The organism is Candidatus Nitrosocosmicus oleophilus (assembly GCF_000802205.1).
GTDB classification, from domain to species: Archaea; Thermoproteota; Nitrososphaeria; order Nitrososphaerales; family Nitrososphaeraceae; genus Nitrosocosmicus; species Nitrosocosmicus oleophilus.
In genome coordinates this window covers 2,523,568-2,547,872 of record NZ_CP012850.1, presented here as the reverse complement: position 1 = coordinate 2,547,872, position 24,305 = coordinate 2,523,568, and the positions used below count along the sequence as shown (strand labels likewise).

19 protein-coding genes are annotated in these 24,305 nt (G+C 34.1%); 10 read left to right on the top strand and 9 right to left on the bottom strand.

From position 1 onward, the window contains the following. Positions 1–776: 776 nt before the first annotated feature. Entirely contained in the window at positions 777–1,262 is a 486-nt protein-coding gene (locus NMY3_RS12255) for a hypothetical protein (RefSeq protein WP_196816134.1), read from the top strand. A gap of 619 nt (positions 1,263–1,881) precedes the next feature. On the opposite strand, the gene NMY3_RS12250 is transcribed toward NMY3_RS12255, so the two are convergent. Next, a complete protein-coding gene (locus NMY3_RS12250; RefSeq protein WP_231100051.1) occupies positions 1,882–2,259 on the bottom strand; it encodes a hypothetical protein in 378 nt (125 codons plus the stop codon). A gap of 651 nt (positions 2,260–2,910) precedes the next feature. After that, a complete protein-coding gene (locus NMY3_RS12245; RefSeq protein ID WP_196816132.1) occupies positions 2,911–3,909 on the bottom strand; it encodes an EamA family transporter in 999 nt (332 codons plus the stop codon). Positions 3,910–4,230: 321 nt separating this feature from the next. Here NMY3_RS12245 and NMY3_RS12240 point away from each other — a divergent pair, with 321 nt between their 5' ends. Continuing rightward, positions 4,231–4,686: a cupredoxin domain-containing protein gene (locus tag NMY3_RS12240; protein WP_196816131.1), complete on the top strand. Its 456-nt coding sequence runs from the start codon at positions 4,231–4,233 to the stop codon at positions 4,684–4,686. 265 nt (positions 4,687–4,951) lie between these two features. Here NMY3_RS12240 and NMY3_RS12235 read toward each other — a convergent pair whose 3' ends face one another. Continuing rightward, on the bottom strand, positions 4,952–5,326 hold the full coding sequence (locus NMY3_RS12235; protein WP_196816130.1) for a response regulator: 375 nt from the start codon (positions 5,324–5,326) through the stop codon (positions 4,952–4,954). Positions 5,327–5,345: 19 nt separating this feature from the next. Next, positions 5,346–8,393, bottom strand: a complete 3,048-nt coding sequence (locus tag NMY3_RS12230) for a sensor histidine kinase (protein WP_196816129.1) — start codon at positions 8,391–8,393, stop codon at positions 5,346–5,348. A gap of 265 nt (positions 8,394–8,658) precedes the next feature. Between NMY3_RS12230 and NMY3_RS12225 the strand changes: the two genes are divergently transcribed. From NMY3_RS12225 to NMY3_RS17095, 3 genes are all read left to right on the top strand, one after another. After that, a complete protein-coding gene (locus NMY3_RS12225; RefSeq protein WP_196816128.1) occupies positions 8,659–9,048 on the top strand; it encodes a VOC family protein in 390 nt (129 codons plus the stop codon). A 521-nt stretch (positions 9,049–9,569) separates the two neighbouring features. After that, the gene (locus tag NMY3_RS12220; protein WP_196816127.1) at positions 9,570–11,099 is read left to right on the top strand and encodes a hypothetical protein; all 1,530 of its coding nucleotides are present in this window, start codon (positions 9,570–9,572) and stop codon (positions 11,097–11,099) included. 435 nt (positions 11,100–11,534) lie between these two features. Continuing rightward, positions 11,535–11,816 (top strand): tetratricopeptide repeat protein, encoded by a 282-nt coding sequence (locus NMY3_RS17095; protein WP_196816126.1) that lies wholly within the window; start codon positions 11,535–11,537, stop codon positions 11,814–11,816. 402 nt (positions 11,817–12,218) lie between these two features. Here NMY3_RS17095 and NMY3_RS12210 read toward each other — a convergent pair whose 3' ends face one another. Next, complete coding sequence (locus NMY3_RS12210) at positions 12,219–13,439, bottom strand: patatin-like phospholipase family protein (protein ID WP_196816125.1); 1,221 nt, start codon at positions 13,437–13,439, stop codon at positions 12,219–12,221. Positions 13,440–13,840: 401 nt separating this feature from the next. Here NMY3_RS12210 and NMY3_RS12205 point away from each other — a divergent pair, with 401 nt between their 5' ends. Together NMY3_RS12205 and NMY3_RS12200 are read left to right on the top strand one after the other, a co-directional pair. Then, on the top strand, positions 13,841–14,926 hold the full coding sequence (locus NMY3_RS12205) for a hypothetical protein (RefSeq protein ID WP_196816124.1): 1,086 nt from the start codon (positions 13,841–13,843) through the stop codon (positions 14,924–14,926). A 367-nt stretch (positions 14,927–15,293) separates the two neighbouring features. Then, positions 15,294–16,214, top strand: a complete 921-nt coding sequence (locus tag NMY3_RS12200; RefSeq protein WP_196816123.1) for a cache domain-containing protein — start codon at positions 15,294–15,296, stop codon at positions 16,212–16,214. Positions 16,215–16,490: 276 nt separating this feature from the next. Here NMY3_RS12200 and NMY3_RS12195 read toward each other — a convergent pair whose 3' ends face one another. Together NMY3_RS12195 and mpgS are read right to left on the bottom strand one after the other, a co-directional pair. Further along, positions 16,491–17,138: a hypothetical protein gene (locus tag NMY3_RS12195; protein WP_196816122.1), complete on the bottom strand. Its 648-nt coding sequence runs from the start codon at positions 17,136–17,138 to the stop codon at positions 16,491–16,493. 549 nt (positions 17,139–17,687) lie between these two features. Then, positions 17,688–18,890 carry a mannosyl-3-phosphoglycerate synthase gene (gene mpgS, locus NMY3_RS12190; RefSeq protein ID WP_196816121.1) on the bottom strand — a complete coding sequence of 401 codons (1,203 nt, stop codon included), beginning with the start codon at positions 18,888–18,890 and terminating at the stop codon, positions 17,688–17,690. Positions 18,891–18,987: 97 nt separating this feature from the next. On the opposite strand from mpgS, the gene NMY3_RS12185 reads away from it, so the two are divergent. Together NMY3_RS12185 and asnB are read left to right on the top strand one after the other, a co-directional pair. Further along, the gene (locus NMY3_RS12185) at positions 18,988–19,641 is read left to right on the top strand and encodes an HAD-IB family phosphatase (RefSeq protein ID WP_196816120.1); all 654 of its coding nucleotides are present in this window, start codon (positions 18,988–18,990) and stop codon (positions 19,639–19,641) included. A gap of 86 nt (positions 19,642–19,727) precedes the next feature. Continuing rightward, a complete protein-coding gene (asnB, locus tag NMY3_RS12180) occupies positions 19,728–21,431 on the top strand; it encodes an asparagine synthase (glutamine-hydrolyzing) (protein WP_196816119.1) in 1,704 nt (567 codons plus the stop codon). Between the two features lie 410 nt (positions 21,432–21,841). On the opposite strand, the gene NMY3_RS12175 is transcribed toward asnB, so the two are convergent. Together NMY3_RS12175 and NMY3_RS12170 are read right to left on the bottom strand one after the other, a co-directional pair. After that, positions 21,842–22,246, bottom strand: coding sequence for a DnaJ domain-containing protein (locus NMY3_RS12175; protein WP_196816118.1), 405 nt, complete (start codon positions 22,244–22,246; stop codon positions 21,842–21,844). Between the two features lie 287 nt (positions 22,247–22,533). Continuing rightward, positions 22,534–23,190 carry a hypothetical protein gene (locus tag NMY3_RS12170; RefSeq protein WP_196816117.1) on the bottom strand — a complete coding sequence of 219 codons (657 nt, stop codon included), beginning with the start codon at positions 23,188–23,190 and terminating at the stop codon, positions 22,534–22,536. Positions 23,191–23,531: 341 nt separating this feature from the next. Between NMY3_RS12170 and NMY3_RS12165 the strand changes: the two genes are divergently transcribed. Further along, entirely contained in the window at positions 23,532–24,302 is a 771-nt protein-coding gene (locus NMY3_RS12165) for an ABC transporter permease (RefSeq protein WP_231100050.1), read from the top strand. Positions 24,303–24,305: the final 3 nt, after the last annotated feature.

The following is a 24,305-nucleotide window of genomic DNA, read 5'->3' as shown; positions in this document are numbered from 1 at the left end:
CACCCGAACATCTAATCTAGGCCGGATACTCTGCCTAAATTATATTGTTCTAATTAGCATCATTTACCGGATAATCAAAAGGTGATCTGATCCAAAATATGTAGTAAAAAAAATATCTAACAAAATTATATTCAAGTCTAATAGGTCCTTCGTTTTATTTACGAATTGGAAAAATGAAATGAACATAATCAATGTGGTAAAACATTCGTCACAATTGAAACTAGTTGCTAACTATTGATAACAATAATTCAAATAGAGACCGGGGCAATCAACCATTGACTTTTCATATACATGTGAGGATGTGAATTTTCTTTATTGCAGATTTTCTTAAATCCCGGAATCTTGATAGCCAGTATGATAATCTAAAGAAAAAGTGACGAAGGGTAGATATCGTATGGTTAATACCAAACAGGGAATAGTAAAACAATCATCCCGGGTATTTGAATTCGTTTCAATTATTGATTCATTTCAGAAATTTTACTTTTAAACTTTAATATAGGATTATCATATGATTCCAGTACTTTAATGGGCCTACTAACAGATTGGGATTCTTTGATCATTGATCATTGATCAATGACTCTTGATTGCAATTCGTAAATGAGGGTTCTATATAGGGTTAATACCGATTTTGGATTCATGTCTTGTTTTCTTTCTTAAAACAATTACTCCTAATACTCTGTTATTTACTCAAAATGGAATTTAGCTGGTATGATCATATTACTGGGTGGCAATATAGATTCAATCTCTTTAAATATTTGATCTAGCAACACAACATATTGACTGATAGTAACAAGGATCTAGTTTATAACACGATTCTTCAATGGTTGAGGGATTATAGTTATACCATAAAGGACGAGAACATGAGAACTAGTTCTTCAGAGTACTATGCCAAGGTATTTCCACCAAACCAGGATATTAAATTTTTTGAAATTGTCTCAGACGCTGATCTTAAGGATGGGTTTCTACTGCGAATGAGCGTAGCATTTAACCCAAAAGATAGAAGCGACTTTGAACATCTGAAGGAAGAGGTTCAAAACAATCTTTTTATCCGGATACACAAGATACTATCGCCAATAAGATTGCTTTGCAAGATTGAAAATTCAGTGATTAGTGTAGAGAAGTATTTATTTGTAGATGTAAATTCCATAGAATGTAAACAATATCTATGGGATAGCGTAATTGAAATGTCAAATGCGATGTATTTAATTGAACTTACATTTTATGAATTCATAGGAGATCTATTTCCAAAAAGGGATAAGTAATACCAAAATTAATTAAATTTACGGTATTAAGAATTATACTACTATTTAGGAAGGTTTGTTCGTTGAGCCTTTCTATGTCTTCGTTACTATATGTAATTCTTTGATTGGCACTAAAGATTAGTGGGTTTGTATTACAATTTTTCAATCTGGATGGTCACGGTTTATCTCGGTTTATTTCAGTGACTCTTGCGATTTAACAAATCAAGCAAAACAATCTTTTTGGTCACAACCCTGGTGAACTGCCAATGGGAAACTAATTTTGTATTTGATTTGGGATCAAATTGCACAATTCTCAATTTTTTGATTTCGTTATTATAACAATATCTTACAGAATATAGTGGTAGTATTTTTTTTATTAACCCGTATATTCTATTATCCTATAATAAAATGTAATTCAGATATTGTCTGCTAGAAGGAACAGAATGAATGTCCTCGTACCATCATGATGTATAGTACTGAATCATGCAATATTTGTTATTCATTCATTCTTTTTTATTGATATCAAGATCGTACAAAGTTTATGAACAATTATCTCAAGTTTTCTCTAAAGGCCTCTTATTTCCGAAATAGAGAGTCACTGTTCGTGTCACTTTATGATGTAATAAGTTGATTTAGGATATTAAATGAGATAGTGCATGCGCAGATGACTACTGAGCTGGATTTCGTCATCAAATTCCATGGCACAATGCCTACAATGAAAGATCCCTATAGATTCTCCACTAGTTCGTTTCATTACGAGTATCGTATTGGTAGATTGCCTATCTCTAGTTGCGACATATTCAGTAATTGAATTTCTTAGCATTATATCTCTAATTTTATGTTTGATATCATTTATGTGGTCTAGATTCTCGGCTAGCTCTACCCCTTTAACAGTGGCTGGGTCATAGCTAACCCTACCTCCAATTTCTCCATTATTAGTGTCTTCTAAATTTATGATACTGTAATAATGTGTAAGATTATTGTCGTTTGGGAAAAACTCTAATTCCATGTCTCTCAATAAGACGGACCTCGTATCGGCATCAATATTTTCCAAGTCTATATACACAGCCAATAGAAGTTAATTGGATGTGTTCTTTTTAACTATTCTTTCTTACCTTTAGACGAACCATTATTCTAACAGAAATATGATAATGATTTAACAGCATGATTTGATGCATACGATTGCAAAATGGATTGAAATATACCTTCATGAATTTTGATATTTATTCGATCTTCAATTTCTACTCTAATTAACCCTAATAACAAATCTAACTCTAATTGAACACTAAGAAATCCTACTTGTCTTGATAATTTATTGTTGATGTATTATTCTTTCAAATCTGTAATTTCTTGCTAGATCAACTTGAATTTTCTTACCATTAATAGGAACCCCAATGTATATAACGTTTATGGAATATCACAAAATTGTCCACCTCTTTGTTAAAAGTGTCAAATTATTCCATAGAGATAAGAAGGTGGAATAAATTGGATGAAGGTGATAAGAACTGGTTTGTCTAGATGGGATAGTGTCTTATCTCAGTATGAAAAAACAAGAGACAAGGTAATAGTAATTTATTATAGGTGTATAAAATTTGACTCACACTAAGTGGGTCGACTAAATTTAACCCCAGCGTAATACTTTCAAAACAGAGGATCTTTGATATCCTTGTCAACTAGACTCGATCTGTTTTGATTTGCTTGGTGCCTTCTTTTTTGTCACCATCAATGCGACTCCTGCCAGAATTATAACCATAGCTATTACGGTAATTAGAGTTATGTTTTCATGCAATACTACCACCCCTAGAAGCACTGCTATCACCGGACTAACGTAGGCAAATGTATTTGCGAGGGAGGCAGATGTCACCCTTAGGAGCCAGTAAAAATCAGTAAACCCTACAACCGTAATTATTCCTATCAAGTATATTTGCGCTACTATAGACTGGATTGAGATCTGCGTCAGATCCAAATCTCTATACTCCCCAAATATGAAACTCACACCAGTAAGCATCAAGCCTCCAGTGATCATTATCATACCTGCAGAAGCCAATATGCTCACTGGGAGTTGGGCTCTGGTTGAATAAATAGATCCAATGGCCCATGAGATTGAACTAATTATTAACGCTACTGTTCCAATAGGATCAAGGTCTCCTGAACCAATTGAAGGGCCCACTAGGAGCATCAATCCCCCAAAACCAGCGACTAAACCTAACATAGTTCCTTTATTCATTTTGTTGCCAAGGGTGTCTTTCTTAAACCATCTATACAACAAATAGCCTATAATCGCTACCCATAAAGGAATAGTAGAGTTCAGCAATCCTGTCATGCCTGAAGATAAGTATTGGGCTCCCCAGGTTAACAATCCTTGTCCCCCTAAAAATAAGGTAACACCTAAAATAAGACTGTCCTTCCATTGTTGGAGTGTAATCTTCTCTCTAGGCACCTTTACCTGAGCTCGTATATTTTGTCCTACTTCAGGTATTTTCTGTGAATGATCTAGGTCGTGGTGTTCCCACAATCTACGTCTATTTACTTGAAGGAAATAAATTGTGAATAATATTGCGCCAGCTATACTAAAACGCAAACCGGCACTCAAAAGAGGAGGGATCGTATCGATGGCCACTTTAATTGCAAGGAAGCTGGAACCATTAATTACCCAAAGGGAAATCAAAATTAACCATATTTTGGTTTGGTGATTCAAATTCATTTTCTTTTGATATTTACTGAAAGCTAGAGGTGAGGAAATAAATGTTTATTTAAATAATTGTATAATAATTATAAACCGAAACAGATATTCAATCAGCCTCGTACCTAAAGATCTGCGAATCATGCTTGATTTTATGGAAGAAATAATGAGCGCAAGTGCCTCGATTAGTCCGAGAATCCCTAAATCAAAATAATCTGAACATTGTGAGTGAATGTTACGAAAATGCACTTGACTCAAATATGATTTAATATGAAATATTAAGGATCAATTTACTTATATCCACTGATGAAAATAATCCCACTTACTTTTATGGTTGTGTTAACCCTGGCTGCAGTTCTAGTTTCCCTTCAAGTACATTTTCAATATGTAAATGCTCAAAAAGTAGGTGATATGATATCCCCGGTGCCCAGGAATGTCACAATACCCAATACAGATAAAACATTAGTATCAATTGTACCTGGAGCGACATTTCTAACAGACACTGCTTATAATCCAAATCCTATAATGGTAAACGTTGGCCAGACTGTTCTGTGGACAAATGACGATTTTTCATTTCATACTGTTACTTCAGGGGGCTTGGGAAACGCTGATGCATCTCAGATATTCGATTCCGGGTTGGCAGGTCCAACAGCACTATCTAGTACCGGTAAAAGTTACGAATACAAATTTGAAATAGCAGGTGAATATCCATATTATTGTATATTACATCCGGGCATGGTGGGAAAAGTGATTGTTATTTAAACATAATCACCCCTTTAGATCCTGTATTTCATAAAATTTCATTACCTGAGGGGTGTCATTGGTTAAAATCTATTGTATTTGTTAGAACCAAATAGCGGAGTAATCAAGTCAGTAAGAGTCGATACTATACAACCATTGCTTGCTGACTTGGGGGAATGATAAACAGTTATCAAAATATAGGAATTATGTCTGATTCTATGCATATTATTAGGAATAAAAGATTGCGGCTTAATCGTAGAATTTAAGTGAATATCCTTTCAGTAGATCACATTTCAATAATTCTGTTGATTTTATTGATCAATACTTCATTCTCAACTGGCTTTTGAATGAAAAGATCTGGGTCGAAATCTTGAAATTCATTGCTACGATATTGCTGGTGAAACTGCTCACTAGAAGTCAAAAAGCATATTTTGGTCTTATTATCAATCATCCTGATTTGATTATATAACTCAAAACCCGTCATTCCAGGTAACTTTAGATCAACCATTACTAAATCATAATAGTATGGCTTATACGTCGATAAAGCAATGGTTGGGTCATTGTAAATATCAGTAGCAAAGCCTCTTTCTTCGAGTATAATTTTAAAGACAAAAGTGATGTCAAATTCGTCATCAACTATTAATATTTTTCTTTTGGTCAATACGCAAACCCAACTACGCTTATTTGCTGTTACCCTGTTCAGAATTGTCAAATGGTAATACAAATGAAAATGTTGCCCCTTGTCCTTTCTGATTATTCTCGGCCCATATCTTCCCGCCATGCGCCTCTATTATGCTCTTTGAAATAAACAATCCAAGGCCAATTCCGTGAAATGATTTAGTTGCAAATTTTGTGAACAGCTTTGGTAACATTTCATTATCTATACCACTTCCGTTGTCAGTTATGCTTATTTGCACCATATCAAGGGATTTGTCATCATTTTGGAACTTTATCAGTTTAACCGTGATTAAGATAATACCTCCCGTGCTGGGCAAGAACTTTGTTGAATTGTTAATCAAATTAGAGATAACTCGACTAATGCCCTCCTTGTCTGCAAAAATCTGTAAGTCGTCTATTTCATCATACTTGATTTCTATCTTACTTTTTTCAAAATTTGCTTCACAATTGTGAATATCTTCGAGTATGATATCTCTAATTCTAAATTTTTCCATATTTAGGTTTAAGGCGTATCCTTCCATTTTGGTTACATCAAGTATGTCCTCAGCGAGTTTTTTCAATCTTCTAGCATTACGACTTACGATTTCTACAAGCTCTTTTTCCCTGGAACTAGGTGTGTTATTTTTAAGAATATCTGCCGCCCCAAGGATTGGCTGAATTGGTGTCCTCAGTTCATGTGCAGCTGTGTTGATAAATTCCTTATGCATTCTCTCGTTTAATTTCAACTGTTTGTATAGTTCTGTTTGTTTCCACAAGCTTTCAAAGATCGAATAATAAGATAACACCGTTGATTTACTATTAGAATATGTTACTAATCCAATAGCCTCAGCTACGGTATCCTTAGAGTCATCTTTTAGTTCTACTGCAAGTGAGTATTTCTTATCAATTACCACTATTGACACTTTGGTTTGCATGCTTGGTTCCATTAGTCTAATTTTAATTCTGTCTGAAATACCTTGATCTTCAAATTCGTTTATGGTCTGATAAATCAATTTGTCCTCAGGGACCAGAATTCTTACATTTAAGGATTTTGTTTCTAGTCTTTCTCTTATCAAATCAAGGGTCCCAGCATGCTTTTGACGTCTAAATGCATTTGGTGTTGAAAATATTCCAACAATATCTTCCTTTGCGGATATGATTAGACTGTAGAATAAATTTTCAAACGTTTCGGGATTTTGAATTATTTCTATCCCTTCATTGTCTACTCCCGTCTCGATATCATTAATCCTATTTTTAATATCAATTCCATTTTCCCATAATTCATCAAAAATTGAATTAAAATGCTCAATATATGCTGGTTCATTAGTTGTAAGCAGATTTTGAAGGATTTGTCCCCCTTCTGTTTTTTGTATCGTTGCAATCATTTCATTTTCTGATGCAGCAAAGTTGATAGGGGGTAGATTTTTTACATGTTTCATACTTATTCCTAAATCCAAAAACTTGTTTACTATTTCGATATCGTTACTATTTGTAATTGATGTTATGATCTTGATTCCATTGTGTGGGTGGTTTTTTCTATTTCCACTGATCTGCTGATAAATTTCAAAATAGTTATTAAATGCTAATCTTAAACCAGAAGGTCTAGTGCACAGAATAAATTCCTTAGAATCAGATAGGATATTTTTGCTTTTTGAAATAATATCGTCAATATTTTGAATTATTTTTATCTCTTTGAGTACTGTATCCAAATACTCTCTAGTGTCTAGGTCAGTAAACGACGGTTGTAATCCCGTATGTCTTGTAAATTCTGCTTTTTCCTTTTCTACGACTGCAAAAACTTTTTTTTCTATTTCTTGTAGCATTTGTGCAGATCCTATACTAGATAAAAGTTTTGATTCTTCAATGGCCGAGTCTCTTATTGATTGTCGTAACTTCATTTCCTGGGAAACCGTAATAGCTGAAGCATACAAACCAAGTGTAAATAGATATGTGGATAGAAGAACTAATGAATGTGCAGCAACGCCGAAAGTTGGTTCTATTGCTGAAGTAGATAGAGCAATCCCAACTATTGTATCACCAAGACCAGCTAAGATAAGATAATCTCTAACCTTTGACGATTTCAATTTCTTCGCAACGATGAAGAACGCTAAACCAAATAATATGTTCCCAGCTATCGTTCCCACTCTAAATAATATTCGAAAATAGTATCGATATGCCTCGTCAATCCCGGCAAGACTTTCACCTGAAAAGAAGCCTGGCATCTTACCAATCAAATAGAGCACAAGGGGTAGAGATATTATAATCCAAAGATATACTGGAAATGGGCCAATTTTCTTATAAACATTCCGTAATAGCATTGTAGAGGCTATCCATCTGAAAATAAATCCCACTGGCAGAATTATAGAGTTAAGATAATTGTATAAATCTAAATATGATTGAGGGATTATGAATAGGGCCGTTTCATCCGTCTTTGTTTCGACAAATACGACTTGTCCATCATATTTCTCTGACCCCTTGTATTGAAATGATGATCCTATTATCTGATTATCTGGTATAGATTCATCATAAATGATTTGGACCATTAGTAATTTTGTACTGGCGTCTTCAAAAATAGAACAAGCAAGGGTTAATGCAGCAAGAGCATAGAACAAAACTATGGGATTCTTGTACTTACTGGCCCTGTACCATGAAAAAAATTTAAAAGTTATTACCAACATGATCACCGTGGCAAGTATTGAAGTGGCTGCAAATATCGACTTTGATAAAACATATTCTGGATTACCGAAAACTAACATGAATACCAAAGTTATCAAAATTCCGAATTGTACAATAATCACTGTCCAGTGCATAATGTTGCTTAGACGTGATTTACTCCTCAATTCTTTGCTTACCCTGTGAGCGAAGCTCAGGAGAACAAAAGAGCCGATTCCATAACATACGACAATAGTCGTAATGAACATGATATTCCCAGTTATGTGATTGTAGTCCAATAATTGGCGAGTCATCAACAGCGAAATAATTACAATCACTATTATCGATATTCCCATTGCAATGGGAATCTTGCTATTAGCTAGTGGTTCACTAATAACATTGGCTATCCTGAGGTTCAATATTCGTGCTAAGAAGAAGATCGTATTAGGCCTTTATCTTTTGACTTTCTAATTATTTGGTATATGCCGAAATGTTGTAAAAAATGCTAATAAACGTAACGATTTTTCCAATTTTTACCATGCAACAGCATTATTATTCTATAGGAAAAAGCATCAATTTACTGTAATCTGGTTAATTGAGGTAAGAATATTGATATGTTCAAATTATTGGTAATATGGTTCTAGTCGATATACTAAAATATTTGGTCAATTTAATGACAATACCATGAGAGAATTAGACCCATTCCCTCCGGGTTACCATACGATAAATCCATATCTAGTAATTGGAGATATATCGGAATTTATCAAATTTTCAGAATTGGTCTTTAATGCAGTTGTTGTTAAACGAATTGAAGAAGAAAAAGGATTTTATGCGGAAGTTAAAATCGGTGATACTTGTATTATGTTGGAGGAAAATCGGAAGAGTAGTCACCCTAGTTTACTTTCCTTGTGGATCTATGTTAAAGATGTTGACGTTACTTATGATAAAGCATTGAAAGCAGGTTGCAAATCAATTCAAACACCAACACACAAATACGAGGTGGATAAAGTGGCTAAAATATTGGACCCGTTTGGAATTACTTGGCTAGTTGCAACATTTAATTCCAATATTTAAAAAATTTTGTGATTATAGATTATTGGAGCTAAGATCCCTCCGCCTTGTCTGATTATTCAAGATCTTTACTGATATTAAGGATAGGTAAATATCTAAGCTGTTCTTGTTGGGTGTTTTGATTGGGAGAAAACATAATATAAGAATAAGCATAGCACACGAAGGTGAATCCTTTAGGCGAAAATCCCGGATTTGATTACTTTACATACATATAATTTACTTTCTCGTATTATTGATCATCTTCTCAACAAATCCGCTATGATTGATTGGTCGTAGGGAAGAATATTCTGATAATAAAGCTACCAGTCAAATCGAGTTTATTTTTCTGTTATATCGATACACCTAAGACTCTATATCTCCGGTGATAAAATACTTGGGGGTGGCCATATGATAGATATTAATTTTTGCGCTTACGAATAAAATATTTCATACTTTGAGCCTAAAACCATGATTTATTTGATTAATTATAAAGATCAGTACTCATAAAAGCAAATTTTATATCGCGGATTTCTAATTCTAGAAATGTGGTTAGATCATCGAAATATACGTCTGATAGTGAAAAGGATGATCTAAACAATAATAATGGGTTGACGACAGATAGGTTGCCTGGTAGGTTAACCCTAATTGGGTTTGAATTCTATAATAGAATAAAATTATTTCCTTGGTGGCTACAATTTCACAAAGGACAAACGGCCGAATCAAACCTCAAGAATAATATTATAGACTTGGGCAAATCCTTGGGCTTTGAGGATAGATGGATAAAAGATATCCTGCGTCACACCATTTCTGAATTTTCAAAAAAGGGCTTGGGCACCGATTATTATGGTTATCATAATATTCAACACGAACTAGAAGCTGTTTACTTTACGCTATTATCGATTTCTGGGATTAACAAAATAGAAAATTTCAAAATATCTCAGGAAGAAACTACTTATTTATTTGTAGCTGCGTTATTTCATGACTATGATCCACTTAAGGAATTTGATAAACCTAATGAGGATTCAGTTGAATTTTTCATTAGACATGATCCTAAAATTAGAGAATTTATCGCAAAGGCAAATCTAAATATAGACTTAGTAATGATCCTGATTCATAGGACGGCTTATCCATTCAAAGGAGAAATTGAGCAATATGCGAATCAGAAGATTGATGAATTATTCGTTGAAGCTGGAATTTCCACTAGTGATCTCAAGACAAGAGAACGTTTTCGAAGTTTAGGATGGTTTCTTTCAGTGTCGGAGCGAATAGCTGGATACGCGTTGGGAAATTATGAACACGCTAGAGATATCGCTAGACGTAACGCCCATGCGTTGGGATGGCATCCTTCCGTGATTAATAAAAATTCTGTGAAATTTTTTGATAACCTTATGGTAGAAGAAAAGGAGATGTTTGATTATATTATGTCAAATGTACCTACTGAATTTAGGAAAAATTTTTATGATAACGTAGCGTACTTCAAGGAATCATGGAATAAAGAATTAGGATTAAAAGATTCCAAAAGAGGTACCAGATTAATTTTTGTTACAGAAGGCCAAAATGGGAAAGTTGATGAGAATACGGTAAAGATCCTTCTAGATATTAATAGTCGAGTTTCCACATTGATGCGGCAAAGTGAAGATTACTTCAGAAAAACAATCGCAGATAAATCTTCTATCTTGGTAACACTTAGGATGAACAACAGAACCGGTGATATTATAGGTTATGCAAAAGGTGGTCCTTTAGAAAATTATGAATTGCGCCCGGGTACGGTAGATGTGAACAAGGGATCGATGAACACTGTGTATTTGGAAGGTGTCAGCATCCTGGAGGGTTATTGGGGAGGCACCGGTGGTCACTACTTAAGGATAAAATTTTTGGGCGAAGCTATTAAAAATGATTATAGTTATGTCACCGGTTATGCTCATCGGGATGTGATATCTCAGAGAAAAAAGAAAAGCGAAATCATTGAAATCGTACAAAAGTACGATCCTGATAAATTAGATTATTACAGGATTGATCTGAACAATTCAATCTATCAAAGGATAGTTACTGATGCTTATGACATTGTTTGCTAATAAAAAGACAATGACTCTTCTTAATTCATTCATAAATTTCAAGACCATTGACTTTGTTACAGTATTCTGGAGTTTCTAAAGAATTAGTGACTGTACCAAAATGAATTTTTTTGAAAAATCGATAGACAAAAAATACACAGCGTATTAGTGAGTTACCGTCTCAGTAACTTTAGTATATATATTTTGTTTGTATGGTTCAATGCAAGCTAATTGGGTGCTATTGTCATGAGTGACAAAAATCTAAAAGAATACCATCACTTATTATATTATATAGCATTACAAACAAATTTTGAAACTCATTTAGCGCAGCAATTGTATTAATCCTATCATGTTGTCATTCTCTTGATATTAGTTTTATCAAACATTGACAATTATTAATTCATCCTAAAGGTATTATAAGTAAAAATAACAAGTTTTTGCCATCTCCATGCAAGAATGGCAAATATTAATCAAATAACAACAAAAGCTTTATTAGAAACTATCTTAAATATATTATTGGTTATGTCGGGAAGTTTAGGTTTAGTAGATCATTGGTATTTAGAAGGATTATTATTGTATAGGAGGAAGCTGTATGAGGAAGCGGTCAAATGCTTTGATAGGTCTCTGGAACTATCTTCATCGAAGGGCTTCAATACTTGGTATATGAAAGGAAATTCCTTATATCAGCTGAACGAATTCAAGGAAGCGGTCAAATGCTTTGATAAATCAATCTCATAATTATATATTGTTGACACATGTATTAGATCTTAGTAAAATAGCGAAGCTATTTGTAAGAATGCTATTTCCACTATAGACTAGATAGATCGAAAAAATACAGAGAATTTATGGACAACCCCAATGGTGAATTGGATTCGCCTTGGTATGTCTAATAACAACTTAAATCTTATACTAATATTTCGGGTTAGTAATTGGTTCTAGATACCAACTAGAACAACTTATTTGTTCTCAAAGTTTGGTGATTGGATTCTATTTAGAGCGACCAGGTGGAAGTTCAAATACAAAGATATTGTCTTGGGATGACATGTTACATATCGCCAGACGAATGTGGTCATATAATCATCATACTGCTTTTTTTGAGTGAAACATTAACCTCTTCAAACCATGTTGAACTCAAAGCAATTACTCATGCTTATGAGCCTGTATGACCTTATTGGCTTTGTCCTCTCCCGATTTTATTAATTCCTTGATAGTATCCGGAGAGAAATCTGCATTTTCAAAGATATGAGGGTACATTTCATCGCGTGAAATATAGTATATTTCTTTTATCTCTGCTCCATGATCCTCATGATATTTCTTATATTTTCGACGAATTTTACTTAAGGTATTCTTGTCTAATTGTAATTTGTCAGCATTATTCTCAAAAATTTGATAAAGTTCTTCAATAAAGTCTAAATAACGTGTAATTACCCTGGACATTTTGATATTGTGCTCAGTTTTGTCTGAAAAAATAATGTCTCTGGCCCTATGATGCACTTCAGCTATATTACCGGGCAACGCGTCAACCGCCTTCGGATAATTTTCTACTAGAAATATATTCTTATCAATGACTGGCGATGCGTCTAACACTTCTCTAAGTGGAGTGTTACTTAAAAGGCCACCATCCCAGGCAAAAACACCTTTTTCAACTTCTATCCATGGAAAATTGTAAAGTGGGTAAGCAGAGGTAGCTAATATGTGCTTTGACTCTATTTGCTGCTTGAAACTATCAAATATTAAAGCTTTAGAATCCAGCACATTCACCGCGGTCAAAATAAGACGTGGGTTACTATTTACACCCGGTCTTAACTTGTCATAATCAATGTATCTATCCAATGTCTTAATCAAAGGTTTATGGTCATAAAGGTAAGTCCATTTCATTGGTGTAAAGTATTCGGGATCAGAAGCCGCATATTCAGAAAACCACCTAGGTTTGAAAAACTTTTCATTTCCAAATGCGGCAGAGCTGAAGAATGATTCTAGCTGTTTGATTTTGATCTGTTGACCCTTCTTCATTTCTACATAATTTGCGATCATATCATTATTATGAAGTGGATAGACAAAATTTTCATAGAATTGTTTCATTAGGTTTGGTCTAGAAAAATCGAAAAATTTATCATTATTAACAAAATTTTCAGAAAGCTCGAGCCAGAACTCCTCTAATAATTCATCAGGCCTATCTTTATTTCGGCTGCCTACGATAATGGCAGCATTAATCCCACCAATTGAAGTCCCAGCAATTAAATCCAAATCCAGATGATGTTTTACCAATGCCTTGTACACTCCACACCCAAAAGCACCAAGTGACCCACCACCTTGAAGTACCAGCACGTTCTCAATATTTGCTATTTTTTCTCCGGACAAATCTAAGTACAATAGAATTATAATTCTAAAAAGGTTTGATATTTGCTTATAAGAAATTTTAAATTGTTGTTTGTGTGTAATTTGAACTTTTATCTATATCGGACGTGCTTTGCGACAAAATGGCTTGACACAATAAAGTCAAGAAAAACAGAGAAAGAGTTTGGTCGTTAAAGATGCAGGTTAGTTAACCTGGCGGGTTTGCCGTTCAGGTCTGATTCAAGCTAATTCGGGGTGAAAATATTCTCCAATTCCGTAGGTAACCGAAAAATTAATCTAAATACTAAGCATTGTTTATGGGGTGATATCTATACAATAATCAAAGAAGAAACAAACCCACCTCTTCATTCTCAGTCCGGAGAATTGAATAATAATATAAATATATTATAAGGAAGGTTCTCATTGTGCATATACATAAAAGCAATAATTTGATCACTGGATTAATGACTGCAGTAGTTACACTCGCGATATTTGGTTTTGCCTTACCAAATCAGGTAATGGGTCAGAACAATGGTACTGAACAACAAAACCAGACAGATTATACCGGGTTTCATTCAAATATTGAACAGATCATAGGCCACATTGAAAAGGCTGAGTACAATAAATTCCACAATAATACTGAATTAACCTTAGGTCACACACTTCATCCAATCGACGAAGTACTTTCACTCGTCACTATCCCATTATCTACAGCCGATAGTAATCTAAATGATACCTATTTCAATGATTTGAATCAATTGGCCGGCTTAGCCGCTAATAATAATACTACATTAGAAGAATTTGAAGACAAAGGAAAGTCCTCGATAGATTTGTCCAATAATGTAATAACAACAGTCATACCATCAGCTGTCCTAAATACTGCTGAACACAATATTAGTGTCATAAAAGATCTACTAAAAACTGCCGCTTCTGAGTACAAAGAGGGAGTTGCAGGGGGTAATATTACATTGGACTTGGAGTATCAGGATGGCTCTGCATTCTTAGATAGAGCAAATACAATGTTCAATAATACCAAAAACATTTCAAATGATACCAGTGTAATTACGACATTGTTGTCGAATTTTGCAAATCTGACAGACTCCTTCCAGAATCTAAGAGACCAGGCTGTTGTTGAACAAATAATTCAGAAGATAACCAATGGTTTGAGCACAAATGGTTCCTCCACTGCCTCAGATGCCAGTACCAATCCAACATCCCAAGACTATATTGCCAAAATTAGAGGATTACTAAATGATGTTGTCTCTGCATACGAATCAAACGATAAAATTAAAGCCAAAGAATTAGCCACAGCTGCTTACTTGGACAACTTTGAGTACATTGAAGCTCCAATTGGTAAAGCCCTATCTGATAAAGGTGAGGCTCTACTGAGGGAAAAACTCCGTGAACAGATCGATGGAAATGCATCTATAGATGAGATCAAGCAAAATATCGCTGATATCAACAAGGTGTTAGACGAGTCAACTACCTATTTAGAGTCAAATCCACAATAATTTTTTTTCTTGGTTAAAATCCGTTTCCATCTTTACTAAAATTCTCGTTTCATTTGTAACTAACCCTGAAGAAAAAAGAAAAAACTACAGATTTAGTTTTATTATGTCAGTGTTTAGTTAGAATTATTTGACAAACCCAGGAATCATCCGAAAAGGTCTCAGTCACACTTTGATGAAAGATCATAAGAACTTAGTCACATAGATATAAGTTACTTAAGTTTAAACACAAGACAAATATTATCAACTTTGCAAGTGTCCTCAGTGATTACATGATATGACCAAACAAATTCTTCTTCAAACTCTAACTATTCGAAAACTAATTCTTATCATTACGATGTCTGCAGTTGCCTTGTGCCTTTACCCCATAATGACCAAAGATAGTACCGCCCTGGATTTTGATAACAGAAGCCAAACATCAGATTATCTTAATAAACTACCATTAAACAGTACTGATAAGTTTACCATACTTAACCTCTTTGCAAACTTGTTAGACAGCAAAATATCTAGAGCAGTAGATGACCTTGAAATATCAAGCAGAGACGAAACCCTTAAGGAGGTACAATTTCTAAAGAATGTTAGCAGTAATTATAACGGCATCCATTCTACCTTAGATTTGGACAAAAGAAATCTAGCAAAAGATATCCTCCAACGAAATACTGATATTGCAAGTATTTTCTTTGTATTACCAAATGGAGATATCTATTTGGGAGAACCATATATGGATCAAGAACAACTTCCAAGAATTAATTTTGCAGATAGAGAATGGTATAAAGGAGTTGTTAAAAATAATCAAACCTATATTAGTTCGATTTTCATGTCTGCTTCTATAAATGCCCCTGCAATAGCTATAGCTGTCCCAGTCTACTCTCCTACTGGTGATTTGGAAAGTCAAGTTGGTTCAAGCTCTCTAAGTGGGTACTGGGTGGGAATAATAAATTTAAAATCCTTAGAAGACTTGTTCAAGAGTCTATCTCTAATTAATCAAGATCAATTTATTTTGATCGATCATAACGGTACAGAGTTTTTAGATAACAAGAAATTAAAAATTGGACCAGCTTATTCTAGTAGTCATGAAAATGATTCATCTTTGAGCTCATCTGGTAATTTGACCAAGCAAAAAATGCTTGAGACTTTTGATTATTTTGATCTAGTAAAAGACACAGGAAATGAAACTGGAACTACTTATGACAAATTTAATGTAAAAGATCAGGTGTGGATGTTTTGGAAGTCTATTAATGTCAAAGATTCTAACTGGTATGTAGTTTTAGTAACTAGAAATGATTCATAAAACCTCTTTTTCTCCATCTTTGAATGAATTCAAGATTTGTTGCATCAAATTTTTTATGAATAAATAAAGTGGTCAAATAGATCTCTTGTAGAATCTGACTATTGGGCTTTTAAGCAGACAACATTTTCACATTAGATAAAAAAATTAAGAGTTCAGCATCTGGATTTCCATGAAGGTGACAGATCCAGTATTCACATCTGCCCTACCGAATTGGACTGAGTTTGACTTTTCTTATGACTAAAGTAATAAACGTAACCATTTACATTTTGGAGTTCATCAATCATTATATATGATTGTGCTCCTGCATTCTGTTGCCTTTACTCCGTTTTTTTCACCTATGATTTTCTTTAGCCCGCTGATCATGAATTGATCAATATTATCACTAATTTTTGCACTCTCTGACGCTGAAATGCCACTATTAGGTAAGATGCCAATCTTAGGAATCGGATTCGTAGTGTTATCAGCACCACTATCAGAAATGTTATTCAATATTTGTTCAAGAATTGTACTGCTGGCAACACCTCTTACTATCTTCTTATCGACTTGTGTTTTCTGGTCGCCTATTGTCTGTATTTCTGTGACGTTGACGTCAAATTTTTCTATTATGTTATCTACTTCATCACTAGACCCACTAAATGTAATAGGGACAAATGTATTTGACTCCCCTAGGGAGTCTATCTGCAACTTTAATAATTCCTTTTCTCTTAGGGATACTAAATATTGGTATTTTTGGTAGGCTTCATCTAAAAACTCATAGCATTTGCCGTTTAAATTGATATTCACATTCTTTTGAGGGTAATAATTATATGCTGCAAAAAAAAGCAGAATACCACCAATTATGCCTATTACTATTCCAGGCACAATGATAAATTGTAAATTTCTCAGACTCTTCCCTACTCCTAAAGGTGATAACCAGAATACCAAAATAATCTTACCTTAACCTCGTATCCAGATCTCCATGTATCGTTATGGAGATAATTAATTTCAAAGTAAATGAAGTAAAGAAAAAGTCATTGGTCAGAGTTAGAGATATATAGCTTTAACTAAAATCATTTTGAACCTAAGTGTAACGTTGTGTAACCCCATTATTCTTAATAAAAATGAACCAATCAGAATTTCTAACTAGTCAAAAAATCAAACTATAACTCATGAGTTATCAATAACTCATACAGATATTTTATCTTAATTTTGCTCATATTCCAGGAGGCGATGCCAGTACATGCAGAAAGCAATCCTTGAGGGAACAATTTTTTTTAAAATGAAGAGTCTACTAGTCTTTTCTCAATGTAAATACATGATCAATGTACCCATTAAATTACGCAATGGTTAGCATATGTTACACTAGATTCGATAGTCACACTAACTAGCTTTTAGTCTTTTTTAACAAAAATATTAAATTAAGAAATTTTACCATCGAATCATTTGGCTTTCTTGATATGAACGAGGCAGCAATATGTGATCTAAAATTCACTCCTAAATCTTGTGGAACGTTTTTACATTCTTTTTTACCAATTCACCAAATTTATCAATAGGAATTGTTTTTATTGGATCCATGATGAAATACTTTTTCGATTCTATTTTTCCGCTCTTATCTTTTTTATATAAAGTTTCTAATCTGAGTAAGTGTTCTTTTATTTCTTTTGCGAGTTCCATGTTGCAAACTTTACTATTGCTAATTGCTAGTAGCGATGCTTGAAGCATTTCTGTCAGGTGATCCTTTCCTTTCTCTTCATGAAAATGAGGATTCCTAGTTTCGATCTGAAATATCTCTACTCCTTTTTCAACGATATCTGGTGAATCTGTAGGGAGCAATCCACCGAACTTTTCTAAAATATTAATAAATTCATATGGTTCGATAGAGTACCCACTTGAGTAATTCAAATTTTCTGCTAGTGACATCGAAAGGGCATGCTCCCCAGAATTCCCGGTCTTTATAATATCTGTTTCAAATCCGGTAATGTATGAAAGCAATGCGTTCAAATACTTGTTAGTTACCTCTGATGTTCGCCCCCATTTAGGGAATTTCAAGATGTTATTCCTTATTTTTGGTTTATAAAGCCAGGAAATCCTGATATTGCTGTAAGGTGTAGATGCCATGCCAAATCCGACTGCATATATCTTACAGTATTCGTTTACTGCTCCTGGGAAATAATTATCACTATCTATGAACCCAATATACTTTTTATTATGCATTTTAGCCATTAGAATGCCTATTATCATGCCTTCAGCTTTTCCATCGCGGATCTGTTTTTTTGAGTCTAAAATCGATGTATATTTTACTTCTTCAAATATCTTTGCAAGATCCGGGTCGCCTTGATGAATGATTATAATTTTCTTATCTGCAAATTGGGAGTATTGCTTGATCATTTCAACTTCCATTGAGAATCGATTTACAGGGGAAATCTGGCTATTGGAAACAATAACAACCATACACTCGTTAGGAATTCCACTTAAAACCCCTTCTATTAACCTTAATCTTTCATTTTTTATAGGTATGACAATTGCGAGATCCCTAAAGATGCTTGAAAGCTCATCATGATCAAACGCTCGGATCGTCCTATGTCCACCGTGAAACTCGGGAGACTTTCCTGAATCCAATTCATAAATCTTCTGGACGGCATGGAGACTAATGGCTCCTATCCTCTCCGAAAATCTAGGGGGGAAATCAAGTTTCATACCTCATTATAATTTAGCTCATAATAATACCTATTCCACAAAACTTATGGGTGAGCACATAATAATACCCATCCCGATATATTATTTAATATCGACTATGACTGTGAAAACAAAACTTGTAGCATTCGACATGGATGGCACTTTGATCCAGGGAAGATTAATAGAAGTGATTTCTAGAAAGTTCAACTTAACCGATAAAGTAAGTTTGATTCAATCTGACCCATCTCTTCTTGGATATCAGAAAACCCGATTAATAGCTTCCGTTCTTAAGGGTATCAAAGAGAAGGAGATAGTCGATTCTATTGATTCTATCCCAATAATGCATAATGCAGATAAAATTGTGTCATGGTTTAGGAAAAATGGGTACAAAACTGGTATTATAACCGATAGCTACAGCATAGCAGCTCAAGTGGTTGCAAAAAAACTTGATTTAGACTTTTGTTCAGCCAATGAGCTAATTATTAAAGACGGATCGGTCACTGGTGAAATCGAAATGCCGCTAGGATGGGAGAAAATTGGATGTCTCTGTAACATTTCCATTTGTAAAAGATTTCACTTGACTCATTATGCGAAAAAGTATGGTGTTCATATTAAAGACACAATTGCCATAGGGGATACGAGAGGAGATATTTGCATGATAAAGCAAGCGGGTCTGGGTATTGCATTTATGCCAAAAGATCAAGACATCATTAGACAAAGCAAAAACATAATTCACAATCCAGATCTTATTGAAGTGCTAAATTATATGTAGTATATAAAGTGTAATACTTAAATTTGAGTAATGAGGTTATTATTATATCTTGTTATACAATAGTAATTGTTTAGGAATTTTTTAAAATGTGTGGAATTGTAGGAATATTAAGTAAGAAAGGAGAGAACGTAGCACCGTTAATTGAAAAAATGTTAACATGCATGAAAAACAGAGGACCTGACGGAGTTGGATTGGCTACAGAAGATGAAATAGTATACTCAAAAACATTTGATAAATTATTTTTTGCACAGGCTAATGCATACAACGTACTAGGGCACTCTCGATTAGCCATAGTCGGTGGATCATGTGGTTCACAGCCTTTTATTAGCTGTGACAACAAACTGGTTTTGGAGCACAACGGAGAGATTTATAATCATAGAGAATTGAGGAAAAGTTTAGAAGCCCGTCATAAATTTACGACATCTACTGATAGTGAAGTTATCATACACTTGATAGAAGATCATTATGAAAAAACAAAGGGTAATTTGTTAGAGGCTGTAAAAAGGACAGTTTTTCAACTTGACGGAATCTATGTTTTGGCTATCCGAGAACAATCAACTGGCAATATCATACTCGTGAGAGATGGTATTGGGGTAAGGCAAATTTATTATGGTGAAAATGACCGATTTATTGCGTTCGGGTCAGAAAAGAAAGCATTATGGAATATCAAAATGTTTAACAAGATCGAGAGGCTATTACCCGGATATGCTTTGACTATCTCTAGAACAGGAAACGAACATGCTTACAATACAACGTTGTATCCTATAACGGTCAATACAAGTAAGTCAATTCGTACGAAATATCCCATAACCTATAAAGATATTGATTCTGCTTTGGATGCCTACAACGATGCTTTGATCCAGTCTGTTGAAAAACGGGTAAGGGATTTCAGTCGAATTGGTATTGTCTTTTCTGGCGGGATTGATAGTGTCATTGTTGCATACTTAGCCAAACAGATGGTTCCTGATGTCATTTGCTATACATCTGGAATTAAGGATTCAAACGATATTACAAATTCTATAGAGATAGCAGAAAAACTGGATCTTCATTTGGAGATTAATCAGTTGTCCGAAAATGAAGTTGAAAAAATGATACCAGAGATCATAAATGTGATTGAAGATGATAATATGGGTCAAGTTGAGGTTGCAATACCAATTTATGCGGCAGTAAAACTGGCACGGGAACAAGGGATTAGGGTCATGCTTACAGGTCAGGGCGCCGATGAAATATTTGGTGGCTATTCATGGTATTCTAAAATTGTACAGAAATATGGGTACGACAAGATACTGGAGTACATGATTAAGGATGTAAAGTTATTATACAAGGAAACACTTGAAAGGGAAGATAAGATAACCATGTCGCAGAGCGTAGAATTGCGAGAACCATTTCTCGATCCACACTTAATTGATACTGTATTGAGAATCGATCCGCGATTAAATATCCAAAATGGGGGTACTGATATATATGACAATTTAGGAAAAAGAGTTCATCGTAGATTAGCTGAAAAATTGGGTATTCCCAAGGAAATTGCTTATAGGATTAAGGAGGCAGCCCAGCATGGCTCAGGGATCCATAATCTTTTAGATTCTCTAGCTAGAAAGAATGGATTCAGCGAAACCAGTGTCAAGAGTAGCTATCTAGATAAATTAGGTAAAAGGGAGCTCATGGGGAGTTCTCAACGCTACGGGCATTTATTTGAAAGTGAGAAAATCTGGAATATAGAGCCTCATATACAAATGTACTTGGAGGATATTGCAACCAATATTTTACCCACAATAACTAAACAATAGACCATTTTTTTATTGATTTACAAACAACACTTGGGATTGGAAAAAAGGAATAAAAATAAATAAAGACGCGCATTTTATTTTTTTAAAATCTAAATATAATTTTCTATTAAATGAATTTGATTTACATTACGATTCTAACCTTGAAATAGCGATACTTTATACCGACCAATGAGATAGTGTTCAAAACTGGTATGTATCAGGTGTTCATAGATACATACTTGTCGAGATCTTGTCAGTAAATGGGTTCGACAACTAGCATGGATTCACATTAATACATAGGAAGATTGCAAACTATATTATTAACAAGTCAGAACCATAATTATTTTAAAATCTAATTATGTAATCATGCTCAAATATACCAATTCTCAACTATCTTATCATAGGCCCAAGCTTCAACTTCTGATATAATGTCATAAACTATAGAATAGTCGTCGTATCAATTTTCTAATTTCTAGTATTACAAATTTTAGGGTTAACAGGACGATAAGCACATATTTGACGTAATTCCTTCCAACCGAGCTACTCTGCTCCCTTTTTCCCTTCTTAGCAGCTGTTTCGTTGAAAATATCCTTTTTATCTTTAGTATCGTACTTTGAGTATTGAATTTCGGTTTTATTTCTAGATGCATCGTATTCCCTTCTTTTATTTGGGTCGGAAAGTATGTTATATGAAGTGTTAATCCTTAACATCATATCATTTGCGAGTGGAGTTTTATTCCGATCTGGATGGTATTGCAATGCTAACTTTCTATAAGCAAATGTTATTTCTCTCGACGAAGCGTTACTAGCAATCCCTAATATTTCATAATGATCCATCTCTTCAAATCAGCTTATTAGAATTATTTCTGTATCATTATTTATTAAACTTGTTATTTAATTTCATGATAGTTTGTAAATAAATTCTAACTAATTCTCCTAATGCTAATAGATGGGTTATATAGAGAAATAGATATCTACGCGATGCCCGGATTTTCAGGGATAGTGAACTATCGATTCTGTCTAATTATTTCTTGGAGAGAACCACATAGGAAAACTACTTGGCAAAATATGACCTCTAAATTTGGATTTATCTGAATGAAGTGGTGATTGAACTTGTTAACTTCTTAACCATTAAGTATTTCCTCTAATTCTAAGTCATCAATTTTTTTCCCCTGTTTCCCTTTAGTTTCCTTAGGGGTTTCCTTAGGGGTTTCCTTAGGGGTTTCCTTAGGGGGAACACTGTAATACTTTTCATCCCACTTACCAATTATTAACGACATTGAATTCATCAAATCAGTTATACAATCCAAAAAATATTGTTTGTTTAGCCCATTGGTAAAAACCACTTTGTATAGTTTAATAAATGGGTGGTCCCTTATGATAGAAATTCTTAACGGTAGTATCATTTGATTTATTTGGATATAGGTTAGTTCAATTTCTCTTGCCCTTGATTGGGTGTTCAAATGTATTTCTATATTTTTGTCTAATTCAAATGTTGTTCTTAATACGAATCCATCGCTTAAATCATCTTGAAATTCCAAGTAAAAAGGCGTGCTTAATCCTGAGGAATATGGGACCTGTGGTGTTATCTCTGCTTGTAATTCTATGCCTGTGATGTTAACATCATTAGATTTGTCTACCACTTTATACCCCCAACTTTGAAGCCAACTTGTTAATTCTGTAAATTTAGATTGTTTTAAATTCGTTAGTTGTATTTGCTCATTTGCGTTTTCAGAAGTTACGAAATCTTTCGATGACTCATTCGGTGTTGATGTAGACATATTCTAAATTAAAATTAGACATTATTTAAATAATGATTTTGCTCTCAATTATGAAATTCAATCCATATATTAGGGAATATGTTACACATAATTTATTTTACAAACCATTTATCCACCCTCTAAAAGAATCTGTTTATTTTTCTTATAAAGATAATTACAGCTATCTTGTCTAGAACTTTGAGGTTATTTGTGGCTTTTGGTGCTAGAAAACATAAAAATCTTCAAACATCAAGGCTTGCCAAAGAGAATAAAACTGTGAATTGTCGAAAACATTTCGGAAATCTACCCGGTTTTTTAATCATGACTTAAGATTATAAATGAATCACCCAGGTTTATGGATAATGATTACTGAAATACTTGTCTTGACCTATAGGAACTTGATCGCATCTATCGATAAAGTCTTCCTAATCTGGCAAATTATTTTTCCAATTTTTTATATTTTCATATCGGGATATGCTTATTCTGCGTTATTGGGAAATCAGGGAATACGATTGGGAGAAATATTAGTAAGCTATCCATCATTTTTAGCCGTCGGGATGATTGGATTCAATGTCATGAATAGCAGTACAGTGGCCGGTAGTATTATTTGGACCGATAAGCGGAATGGCATGTTTCAACAAATATTGGTAATGCCCTTTACCAAGGAACAATACATATTTAGTAATTTGGTAACGATCATGCTGATGGGGTTGACAAGTGCCTTGTTAATCTTGATAATTGGACTTCCTACAATACTAGGGAGTGCCCAACCCACTCTATGGAGCATCCCTTACACTCTGTATGCCATTATCATTGGGTCAATTTTCTTTGGATCATTTACTGTCATAATTTCAACAAGGTTGAAGAGTAGTGAAGGATTCAATGTAATTAGCAACGGAATTTTCTTATTTTTCGCTTTCGCGAGTACTACCTTTTACCCGGCTGAAGGCATTCCCGAACCTCTGAAAACAGCTTTTTACATGAATCCACTGACCTACATAGTCGACATAACACGTGCCGGAGTCTACGCTCAAGTTTCAGACTTTGTTAACCTTGAAGTAATCATAATTACTATTCTAGCATTAGTTGCGTTCTCTATTGCTGCAGTTTCCATGTTGAGAATCAAGGTCTAGCCA